This window comes from Lutibacter sp. (assembly GCF_040883305.1).
GTDB lineage: Bacteria > Bacteroidota > Bacteroidia > Flavobacteriales > Flavobacteriaceae > Lutibacter.
Window position 1 is genome coordinate 1 of sequence record NZ_JBFLKT010000112.1, and the last position, 9,784, is coordinate 9,784.

Annotated in this window: 13 protein-coding genes; 11 read left to right on the plus strand and 2 right to left on the minus strand. The window is 28.6% G+C overall.

Going from position 1 to position 9,784, the window contains the following annotated elements; translation table 11 throughout:
- Positions 1 to 516: NAD(P)-binding protein (locus AB1Z17_RS03405; protein ID WP_368050390.1), on the minus strand; the 516-nt coding region annotated here is incomplete at its 3' end.
- Between the two features lie 142 nt (positions 517 to 658).
- Here AB1Z17_RS03405 and htpG point away from each other — a divergent pair.
- From htpG to AB1Z17_RS03425, 4 genes are all read left to right on the plus strand, one after another.
- A complete protein-coding gene (gene htpG, locus AB1Z17_RS03410; protein WP_368050391.1) occupies positions 659 to 2,548 on the plus strand; it encodes a molecular chaperone HtpG in 1,890 nt (629 codons plus the stop codon).
- A 124-nt stretch (positions 2,549 to 2,672) separates the two neighbouring features.
- The gene (locus AB1Z17_RS03415; RefSeq protein WP_368050392.1) at positions 2,673 to 3,356 is read left to right on the plus strand and encodes a hypothetical protein; all 684 of its coding nucleotides are present in this window, start codon (positions 2,673 to 2,675) and stop codon (positions 3,354 to 3,356) included.
- Between the two features lie 8 nt (positions 3,357 to 3,364).
- The gene (locus AB1Z17_RS03420; RefSeq protein WP_368050393.1) at positions 3,365 to 3,748 is read left to right on the plus strand and encodes an NUDIX hydrolase; all 384 of its coding nucleotides are present in this window, start codon (positions 3,365 to 3,367) and stop codon (positions 3,746 to 3,748) included.
- A gap of 203 nt (positions 3,749 to 3,951) precedes the next feature.
- Positions 3,952 to 4,758: an RluA family pseudouridine synthase gene (locus AB1Z17_RS03425; RefSeq protein ID WP_368050402.1), complete on the plus strand. Its 807-nt coding sequence runs from the start codon at positions 3,952 to 3,954 to the stop codon at positions 4,756 to 4,758.
- A 154-nt stretch (positions 4,759 to 4,912) separates the two neighbouring features.
- On the opposite strand, the gene AB1Z17_RS03430 is transcribed toward AB1Z17_RS03425, so the two are convergent.
- Complete coding sequence (locus AB1Z17_RS03430; RefSeq protein ID WP_368050394.1) at positions 4,913 to 5,701, minus strand: S1/P1 nuclease; 789 nt, start codon at positions 5,699 to 5,701, stop codon at positions 4,913 to 4,915.
- 113 nt (positions 5,702 to 5,814) lie between these two features.
- On the opposite strand from AB1Z17_RS03430, the gene AB1Z17_RS03435 reads away from it, so the two are divergent.
- From AB1Z17_RS03435 to AB1Z17_RS03465, 7 genes are all read left to right on the plus strand, one after another.
- Positions 5,815 to 6,675 carry an SPFH domain-containing protein gene (locus AB1Z17_RS03435; protein WP_368050395.1) on the plus strand — a complete coding sequence of 287 codons (861 nt, stop codon included), beginning with the start codon at positions 5,815 to 5,817 and terminating at the stop codon, positions 6,673 to 6,675.
- Positions 6,676 to 6,756: 81 nt separating this feature from the next.
- On the plus strand, positions 6,757 to 6,927 hold the full coding sequence (locus AB1Z17_RS03440) for a DUF4177 domain-containing protein (protein WP_368050396.1): 171 nt from the start codon (positions 6,757 to 6,759) through the stop codon (positions 6,925 to 6,927).
- Complete coding sequence (locus tag AB1Z17_RS03445; protein ID WP_368050397.1) at positions 6,927 to 7,079, plus strand: hypothetical protein; 153 nt, start codon at positions 6,927 to 6,929, stop codon at positions 7,077 to 7,079. The genes AB1Z17_RS03440 and AB1Z17_RS03445 overlap by 1 nt, the downstream gene beginning before the upstream one ends.
- Positions 7,080 to 7,106: 27 nt before the next feature.
- Positions 7,107 to 7,619 (plus strand): hypothetical protein, encoded by a 513-nt coding sequence (locus AB1Z17_RS03450; RefSeq protein WP_368050398.1) that lies wholly within the window; start codon positions 7,107 to 7,109, stop codon positions 7,617 to 7,619.
- Positions 7,609 to 8,556, plus strand: coding sequence for an alpha/beta hydrolase (locus tag AB1Z17_RS03455; protein ID WP_368050399.1), 948 nt, complete (start codon positions 7,609 to 7,611; stop codon positions 8,554 to 8,556). The genes AB1Z17_RS03450 and AB1Z17_RS03455 overlap by 11 nt, the downstream gene beginning before the upstream one ends.
- A gap of 3 nt (positions 8,557 to 8,559) precedes the next feature.
- A complete protein-coding gene (locus tag AB1Z17_RS03460) occupies positions 8,560 to 8,730 on the plus strand; it encodes an Arc family DNA binding domain-containing protein (RefSeq protein WP_368050400.1) in 171 nt (56 codons plus the stop codon).
- Positions 8,730 to 9,680, plus strand: coding sequence for an aldose 1-epimerase (locus AB1Z17_RS03465; RefSeq protein WP_368050401.1), 951 nt, complete (start codon positions 8,730 to 8,732; stop codon positions 9,678 to 9,680). Before AB1Z17_RS03460 ends, AB1Z17_RS03465 begins: the two co-directional genes overlap by 1 nt.
- Positions 9,681 to 9,784 lie beyond the last annotated feature (104 nt).

Here is a 9,784-nt window from a genome sequence, read left to right on the forward strand (position 1 = left end):
TACTGTTTTGCCTGCTTCACCAAAATAGACCGCCACTTTTGTAGCTTCAAAACTATCTTCTTTTCCAATATTTTTTGCAAGTTTTTTAATAGCCAAATCTGCTTCATATAATTTTGGATTGTTTGCTGCGCCTAACATTTGATAAGCTTTTGAGTAAAATGGTTTTAAAACTACCTCCCAATTATTTAATGTTGCCCAACTTCCAGAATTAAAAAAATGTTGTTTTGGAACGGGTAAGGTATTAGCATATGTTAAGGAGCCTCCACCTACTCCAACTCCTGAGAGAACAGAAACGTGATTTAAAAATGTCATTTTAAAAAAACCTTTCAAACCTAATTTAGGTTCCCAAATCCACTTTTTTAGATTCCAGTTTGTTTTTGGAAAATCTTCACTTTTAAACCATCTTCCTTTTTCAATAACTAACACTTTATAGCCTTTTTCAGACAATCGTAAGGCACTTACCGAACCTCCAAAACCGCTTCCAATAATTACATAATCGTAGTCAAATTCCTTCATTTACATTAATAATTAATTAGCCACAATTTAAAACATAAATTTAAATTAACATTCTAAAAGTGCCAGTTTGTCACTCAAATTAGTTTGGTATTTTTTTTGACTATCACAATACTATAAAATTAAATTTAAAAAATATAAAAATATGGCAACTGGAAATATTAATGTAACTGCAGAGAACATTTTTCCTATTATTAAAAAATTCTTGTATTCTGATCACGAAATATTTTTACGTGAATTAATTTCGAATGCAACGGATGCAACTTTAAAACTAAAACATTTATCGACTTTAGGAGAAATTAAAGGCGATATTGGAAATCCAATTATTGAAATAAAAGTTGATAAAGAGAAAAAGGAAATTAGAATTATTGACCAAGGAGTTGGTATGACTGGTGAAGAAGTTGAGAAATACATTAACCAAGTCGCTTTTTCTGGAGCTGAAGAATTTGTTGAAAAATACAAAGACAAAGTTGAAGATTCTGGTATTATTGGTCATTTCGGATTAGGTTTCTACTCTTCTTTTATGGTAGCAAGTAAGGTTGAAATTTTTACCAAATCATTTATTGAAGGTTCAAAAGCTGTTCGTTGGGAATGCGATGGAAGTCCAAAATATACTTTAGAAGAAACTGACAGAACCGAAAGAGGAACTGAAATTGTTTTACATATAGATGATGATTCTTTAGAGTTTTTAGAAGAAAGTAAAATAAACGAACTTTTAAATAAGTATAACAAGTTTATGCCTATTCCAATTAAATTTGGAACACGTGAAGAAAATTTACCATTACCGGAAGGTGCTGCAGAAGATGCAAAACCCGAAACAATTACAGTAGATAATATTGTAAACAATCCTACTCCGGCTTGGACAAAAAGCCCAAGTGATTTAACAGATGAAGATTACAAATCTTTTTACAGAGAATTGTATCCAATGCAATTTGAAGAACCTTTATTCAACATACATTTAAATGTAGATTATCCATTTAATTTAACTGGAATTTTATATTTCCCTAAGTTGAGTAAAAGTGTTGACCCAACAAAAGACAAAATACAACTCTATCAAAATCAAGTATTTGTAACAGATAATGTTGAAGGAATTGTACCAGACTTTTTACAAATGCTTCGTGGAGTTATAGATTCACCAGATATCCCTTTAAACGTTTCCAGATCGTATTTACAAGCTGATGGAGCTGTTAAAAAAATAGCGAGTTATATAACTCGTAAAGTTGCGGATAAACTAATAAGTTTATTTAAAAACGATCGTAAAGCTTTTGAAGAAAAATGGGACGATATTAAAGTTATTATAGAATACGGAATGCTTTCAGAAGAGAAATTCTTCGAAAAATCTGACAAATTTGCATTGTATCCAACAGTAGATAATGAGTATTTTACTTTTGAAGAATTGCTAGAAGAAATAAAGCCCGCACAAACTGATAAAGATGATAAAACTGTAATTTTATATGCTTCAGATGTTAAATCGCAACACAGTTATATTGATGCTGCTAAAGAAAAAGGATACCAAGTTTTATTATTAGATTCTCCAATAGTTTCGCACCTAATTCAAAAATTAGAAGGAAGTAAAGAAAATATCCAGTTTACAAGAGTTGATGGTGATCATATCGACAACCTTATTAAAAAGGATGAAGAACAATTAAGTAAACTTTCTGACGAAGAAAAAGAAACATTAAAACCGATTATTGAAGGTGCAATTCCAAAAGAAACGTACACAGTACAATTGGAAGCAATGGATTCTAATGCAAATCCGTTTATGATTACACAGCCAGAATTTATACGTAGAATGAAAGAAATGCAAGCTACTGGTGGTGGAGGAATGATGGGAATGGGTAATTTTCCAGAAATGTACAATTTGGTTGTAAATACAAATAACGAATTGGTTGGTGAAATTTTAAATACCAAAACTAAAAAGAAACAAGAACGTTTAATTCAACAAGCTTTTGATTTAGCAAAACTATCTCAAGGACTTTTACACGGTGAAGAATTAACTAAGTTTATTAAACGTAGTTTTCAAATGGTAAAATAAAAGTTGTACAAACTTTAGAAAAGCCTTAACAGTTGTTGAGGCTTTTTTTGTTATTTTTGCTTTCAAACTAACTAAATATAATTATTGGCATTTTTTTTGTTAGTGTTTGAGTTAAAATCTAAATATGAAGATTTCATTAAAAATATTTATTAGCCTTTCGTTAATTTACAGCGCCACTAATGCTGTTTTTTCACAAACAGACACTATTAAAATCAAGAAAATTGATTCAGAAATAAATGCTACAAAAAGCACAAATCAGTTAAAAGCAGTAACCAAAAAAAATCTCATAAATCCAAAAACCCAACTTGATCTTAACATAAATAAACAGTTAAATACAGCTGCAATTAATAAGAAATTAAATGAAACAAAGCCAAATTCTAATTCAAATTTTTTATTAGAAAATTTACCTGAAGATAACGATATTATTGGAAAAAAATATTGGAATAACAAAGATGTAACACATACAAAGCTTAAAAGTAATTATAGTTTAGGTACTGTAAGAAGTAATACAAAAACTGTAAAAGTTGAGTGTAGAGATTATAGTTATGTTGATGGTGATAGGATTCGAATTTTAGTAAACGAGCAAGTGGTAAGTGATAATATTGGATTAAAAGCCAATTATTATGTGTATTATATTACCTTAAATAAAGGATATAATAGAATAGATTTTCAAGCATTAAACCAAGGTTTATCTGGACCAAATACTGCTGAATTAAATTTATATGATGCCAATGGAAACCTTATTTCTTCAAAAGAATGGGCTCTTGGAACAGGACAAAATGCTACTTTAGGAGTACTTCATTATTAAATTTAATTATGGTTTTAGCAGCTTCTGGCATTATTTTACAAAACAAAAAAATACTATTACTTAAACGTTCAAATTATACAGAAAGATACTCTGGATATTGGGGTTGCCCTGGAGGAAGGGCTGAAAAAGGAGAAACTGCTGAACAAAATGCAATACGAGAAGTAAAAGAAGAATGTAATTTAGATTTTATTCCTACAAAAATTATAAAAACAGGTATTTGGCAAGAAAAAAAATACTATCGTTTTTTAGGAAGTTGGTCTGGTGAGATTAAAATTCAAGAAATGGAAGTAATTGATTATAATTGGTTTTCTTTTTCTGAAGCAAATAAGCTCCAATTATCTTTTGATTATAAAGAAATTTTAGAAATTCTTTATGATCAAAATCTATTATAAATAAACCTTTTAACATTAAATTAATACTTCTATAATAAGTTTAATGTAACTTTTATGTTTTAGTAGCGTCTTTATTATACCAACCAACAAAATTTAATAGACTAAAACTTAAAATTATTAATACACTACATTCTCATATTGTACCAAAAGGTATTGAAAAAATTAGGCTGCAAGAGTATGCTCCTAAAGTTTTTAAAGTCTATATTCCATCAAATAGCGGCGTTAAAAAAGCAATAAAACTTGGAAGAGTATTAGCGAATGGAGAAATTGCACAAACCGCAACTTGGGTAAATGCTGGCCAGATTTTAGAATTAATTGAAGATCCAAACAAGCAACAAAAAGTATATGCCTATAATTTAGAAATTATTTTTGAGGATGACCATATTGCCATTATTAATAAACCTGCAGGAATTACAGTAAGTGGTAACAAATTTAAGACTATTGCAAACGCATTACCTCACAATTTAAGAAAAAGCACACAACCCGATGCACTTTTTATACCAACTCCTGTGCATAGGTTAGACAACCAAACTTCAGGAATTTTATTAATTGCAAAAACTAAAACAGCTCAAATAGAACTTGGTAAACAATTTGAAAATCAAACTATCAAAAAAAAATACTGCACAATTGTTATTGGTGAGGTTCTTAAAGACTGTATCATAAATTTTCCTATAGAAAACAAACCTTCCGAAACTAGTTTTGAAATAATTAAGGTTGTTAAATCCTTAAAATATAAAGAATTAACTTGCTTAAAAGCTTTTCCAAGAACAGGAAGAACGCATCAAATAAGAATCCATATGTCCAATATTGGGCACCCTATTTTAGGAGATAAACTTTATGGAAATACGGAAACCATTCATAAAGGAAAAGGTTTATTTTTATGTGCTTCTGAAATTAAATTCCTACATCCTAAATCCTTTTTACAAACAACTATAAAAATTGATGTTCCCCAAAAATTCAATTCACTTTTAGCAAGAGAAAAGAGACGTTGGAATACTTATAATTTGTAGCAGTATAACATTTTTTAATGAAACGTAAAAAATCAAACATAAGAAGGCTTAAGAACGTTTTCATTAAAACTTTCTAACCTTCAAACTTTAATTCAATTCAAAATAATGACTTCGATTCTGATCAGACATCGTAAACTTTTAAACTTGTGACTAATTACGAAAACAAATCATTCAAGACTTTAGCCAATCTAATACCTCCAATTTGCAATTGATTTCTAGCCAAATCAAAATTATCATACATATATCTGTATCTTAATTTTTCACCGATTTTTACAGATGCATACACTTTAATTGCGTGTTGTTGCGTTTCATTGGCCCAATCTGCAATAGTTCCTTTTTGTAAATATTTTAATTGTTCTTTTGAAATAGAATTTGCATTATCTGCCAATTCTGTATACGTCATATTAAAATGGTTTATCATATCCGAATCCCAAACTCTATGAAGGTTTGTTCCATTATTAAACCATCTTACTTGTATATCGTTACCTCCTTTGTCTTCTGCCCTTCCCACATGCATTGGCTGATGCAAATCACCAATTAAATGCACTAACATTTTTAAATAAAAAACTTTATCTTCTTTGCTTGCGTTTCCGTCTAAAATAACTTTTTTACATTTTTCAATTCCTGCAACTAAATCTCCATTCGAATTTTTTTCAGAATCTTCATATTTAACTCCAAATGGCATATTTACATAATGCCACGTATTAAAATTTTTATAACGGTCATCAGATTTTATATCATCTCCAAAAGTTGAAACCAGGGCTAAACTTTCTCCATTTAATATTTCAGCAATTTTTCTTTTAGTTTTACCTTTTAAATAATCTTCAGCAATTTTACCAATAGTTCTGTGTCCTGTTGCTCCCCAATCTGGATTGGCAGCACTTAAAGAAGAAAAAGTCACTAAGAACACAAGCAGTATACAATTAAATTTTATTGATTTCATTTCTTATTATTTTTCATCAAAGATAAAAATAAAGTTTGTTAAAAACTTGTAAATATTAAAATAATATATATATCTTTATACTATCATTTTAATATCATTTTAAATCAACTATCATGACACAAGAAAAAACAATAAAAGTTCCGAGTGGCTATTTAATGCTTATTATGTTATTCATATTTTTAGCAGCAATTATTTTTGGAATTACTCAAGAAAATCCATTTTTAATAATTCCTGCAATCGTTTTAAGCCTCACTATTATTCCTGGTTTTATACTAGTAAATCCAAATACTTCAAAAGTTTTATTACTATTTGGAAAATACATAGGAACCATAAAAGAAAATGGTTTTTATTGGGCAAATCCTTTTTATAAAAAAAGAGGCATTTCTTTAAGAGCCAGCAATTTTGATAGCGAACGTGTTAAAGTTAATGACAAATTAGGAAACCCAATTATGATTAGCACTATTGCTGTTTGGAAAGTAAAAGATACTTTTAAAGCTGCTTTTGATGTAGATAATTATGAAAATTTTGTGAGAGTGCAATCCGATGCAGCTGTGAGAAAATTAGCAAGTTTATATCCGTATGACAATTTTGAAGACGATGGTCAAATAGAGGAAATTACGTTAAGAGCAAGTGTAAATGAAGTAAGTGAAGCGTTAGAAAAAGAACTTGCAGAGCGTTTAGATATGGCAGGCATTGAGGTTTTAGAAGCCCGAATTGGTTATTTAGCTTATGCTCAAGAAATTGCAAGTGCAATGTTAAAACGCCAGCAAGCAACTGCAATAATTGCAGCACGCCACAAAATAGTTGAAGGTGCTGTAAGTATGGTAGAAATGGCATTAGATAAATTAAGTAAAAATAATGTTGTTGAATTAGATGAAGAAAGAAAAGCCGCTATGGTAAGCAATTTAATGGTAGTTCTTTGTTCTGACAAAGACGCTACTCCCATTGTAAATGCCGGAACCTTAAATCATTAAAATATTTGCATTTTTAATATATATTACTTTATTAATTTGTAGTTTAATTTATACATCATTTTTTATTTAAAATTTAAATATATGAAAGAATATAAAATTATAAAACCTAAAAGTATATGGTCCTATAAAGACGCTACTTTTGAAGATTTATTTAATAAATATGCTTCACAGGGATGGCAAGTAAAAAGTGTAGGTTATGGACAAACTGGAAATATTTCAAAAGCAGTTTTAGAACGAGATAAAAATAGGTGATGGAAAAACTAACAAAATCTTCAAAAGGAATAGCAATTGGAATTGCAATAGGAACAGCTATAGGAGTTGCTTTAAACAATATTGCAATAGGCATTGGAATAGGAATTGTTTTTTCCGCAGCTTTTGTGAATCAATCTAAAAATAAAAAATAAATTCTTTAATCTATTAATTTTTATTTTATGAAAGTTTTTTTTGAAGAACAGAAATTTAATCAATCCTTAGTGTATTTAGGCTTATCTGTTAGCTTAATAGTTGTAATTTTCTCAATATTAAACGAATGGAAAAAAAATATTGATAATAGTTTAGGTGATTACATTGCAGCTTCTATAGGTTTATTAATACTAGTTCTGGTAATTATTCTTTTTTTAGTTCTTAAACTTCAAACAAAAATTGATGAAACCGGAATTAAATATAAATTCTATCCTTTTCAGGTTTCGTATAAAAATATTGACTGGTCGAATATTTCTGAATGTTATATTAGAAACTACAATCCAATTTCAGAATTTGGAGGCTGGGGAATAAAAGGTAGTTTTAGAAAAAATACAGGAAAAGCATATACAACAAAAGGATCTATAGGCTTACAATTAAAACTTAAAAATGGTGAAAAAATCCTTATTGGTACACAAAAAAAGGAAGAAATTAAACGAGTTCTAGAAACTTACAAACACAAATATACACGTAATGAATTATAAAATATTTTCATTTTTAATACTTTTTATATCATCTGTAACTTTAGCACAAGAAAAAAGTTATACAGAAATTGAAATTAGTATTCCAACAAATTCGGTAACTATAAATGGTAGTTTAATAACGTCTCGTTCTTCCGAAAAACATCCTCTGGTTATATTAATTCCAGGCTCTGGACCAACTGACAGAGATGGAAATAGTGCAATGACAAAAAATAATTCGTTAAAATATTTAGCTGAAGCATTAGCAAATGAAAAAATAGCAACTTACAGATTTGACAAAAGTGTGCTTTCTTTTACAAAAGATGACAAAGAAAAAGTGGATGCACTTACTTTTGAAACATTTATTAATGAAGCAAAAAGCATAATTGACTATTTTAGAATCACCAAAAAATATTCAAAAATTATTGTTGCTGGACATAGTCAAGGAAGTTTGGTTGGACTGATTGCTGCAAAAAACAATGCGGATGCATTTATTTCTTTAGAAGGAGCAGGAAGAACTTTAGATGTAATTTTTGTAGAACAAATTGAGCTACAAGCGCCGTTTTTAAAAGAAGATACCCAAAAAATTGTATCAGAATTAAAAAAGGGAAATACTGTTGAAGAATTTAACCCAATGTTAATGACTCTTTTCAACAAACAAGTACAACCTTTTTTAATTTCTTGGATTAAGTATAATCCACAAATAGAAATAGCAAAATTAAATATACCAATATTAATAATTAATGGTTCAAAAGATATTCAGGTAAAAAATATTGACGCCGAACTATTGCACAAAGCTGCAGAAAATTCTGAATTATTTATTGTTGAAAATATGAATCATATTTTTAAAGAAATAAATGGCGATTTAACTGAAAATATGGAATCTTATAGCAATCCAAATCTACCTATTATGACAAATTTTTCAGATAAAATAAGCACCTTTGTAAAAGATTTAAAATAAATTATGCCTAAGAAAAAAGCATTTGCACTAAGAATAAATGAAGACATGCTCAAAGCAATTGAAAAATGGGCTGCAGATGAATTTCGTTCAACGAATGGACAGTTAGAATGGATGTTAAATAAATCCCTAAAAGACGCAAAAAGAGCACCTAAAAATAATAATACCCATAATTAATGTATAAAATTACAATTGCAAAAAACGAAAACCCACTTCTAAATGAAGTTATTATTTCAAATAAAGATCTACATTTTGAAAGTAGTATATTTCCAAATCTTGGAGCATCTTTACAAAAATTAAATTGTAATAAAATTGATTTAATAGATGGAATTTCAGCCGATGATAATGGCTTAAAAACCTATAAAAACAAGTATAATTCTGCTATATTATTTCCTTTTCCTAATAGAATTTCCGGTGGAAAATTTGAATTTAAAAACACCAATTATATCTTAGAAATTAACGAACCTGCTTTAAACAATCGCCTTCATGGGTTTGTTTTTAATCAAAGTTTTATTGTAACAGAAACATTTACTTCAAAAGAAAATGCCAAAATAGTTTTTAACTATAAATATAACGGAAGTACAGAAGGGTTTCCTTTTCCATATAACTTAGGGCTTACGTACACTTTTACAAAAAACAAAGTAAGTTTAGATTTTGAAGTTTTAAATGAAGGAAAATCTGCTTTTCCATTTGGAATTGGATGGCATCCCTATTTTAAAGTCCCAAATTTAGGTGATAGCACATTAAATTTTAAAGCTAAAACACAATATTTGGTCGATAAAAATATGATTCCGACAGAAGAAACTCCTTTAAAGTTTAAAACTCCATTACTAATTAAAGATATTTTTTTAGACGATTGCTGTATCACAGAAGTATCGAATACTTCATTAAAAACAGATACATATAACGTTAATATTGATTTTTCTTCAATAAAACCTAATACTTTTTTACAAGTATATACACCAGAAACAAGAAATTGTATTGCCATTGAACCTATGACTTGCGCTCCAAATAGTTTTAATAATAAAAACGGATTGCTAATTTTAGAAGCTAATGAAAAGTACAACTGGAAAGTTGATTTAGAATATTATTTTCAAAACCCGAAAATCAATAAGTTATTCCAGTAAAAGTGAACTAACTTAAATAGATGATAGCGTGTGACATTAAGAATAAAAAAGCTCTTATATTTCTATAAGAGCTTGATATTCAGTGTGACCTCGACAGGATTCAA

Coding starts and splice junctions, on each gene's coding strand:
- AB1Z17_RS03445 (WP_368050397.1), top strand. CDS start 6,927: ATGGAAAAACTAACAAAATCTTCAAAAGGAATAGCAATTGGAATTGCA.
- AB1Z17_RS03450 (WP_368050398.1), top strand. CDS start 7,107: ATGAAAGTTTTTTTTGAAGAACAGAAATTTAATCAATCCTTAGTGTAT.
- AB1Z17_RS03455 (WP_368050399.1), top strand. CDS start 7,609: ATGAATTATAAAATATTTTCATTTTTAATACTTTTTATATCATCTGTA.
- AB1Z17_RS03435 (WP_368050395.1), top strand. CDS start 5,815: ATGACACAAGAAAAAACAATAAAAGTTCCGAGTGGCTATTTAATGCTT.
- AB1Z17_RS03465 (WP_368050401.1), top strand. CDS start 8,730: ATGTATAAAATTACAATTGCAAAAAACGAAAACCCACTTCTAAATGAA.
- AB1Z17_RS03460 (WP_368050400.1), top strand. CDS start 8,560: ATGCCTAAGAAAAAAGCATTTGCACTAAGAATAAATGAAGACATGCTC.
- AB1Z17_RS03430 (WP_368050394.1), bottom strand. CDS start 5,701: ATGAAATCAATAAAATTTAATTGTATACTGCTTGTGTTCTTAGTGACT.
- AB1Z17_RS03420 (WP_368050393.1), top strand. CDS start 3,365: ATGGTTTTAGCAGCTTCTGGCATTATTTTACAAAACAAAAAAATACTA.
- htpG (WP_368050391.1), top strand. CDS start 659: ATGGCAACTGGAAATATTAATGTAACTGCAGAGAACATTTTTCCTATT.
- AB1Z17_RS03415 (WP_368050392.1), top strand. CDS start 2,673: ATGAAGATTTCATTAAAAATATTTATTAGCCTTTCGTTAATTTACAGC.
- AB1Z17_RS03440 (WP_368050396.1), top strand. CDS start 6,757: ATGAAAGAATATAAAATTATAAAACCTAAAAGTATATGGTCCTATAAA.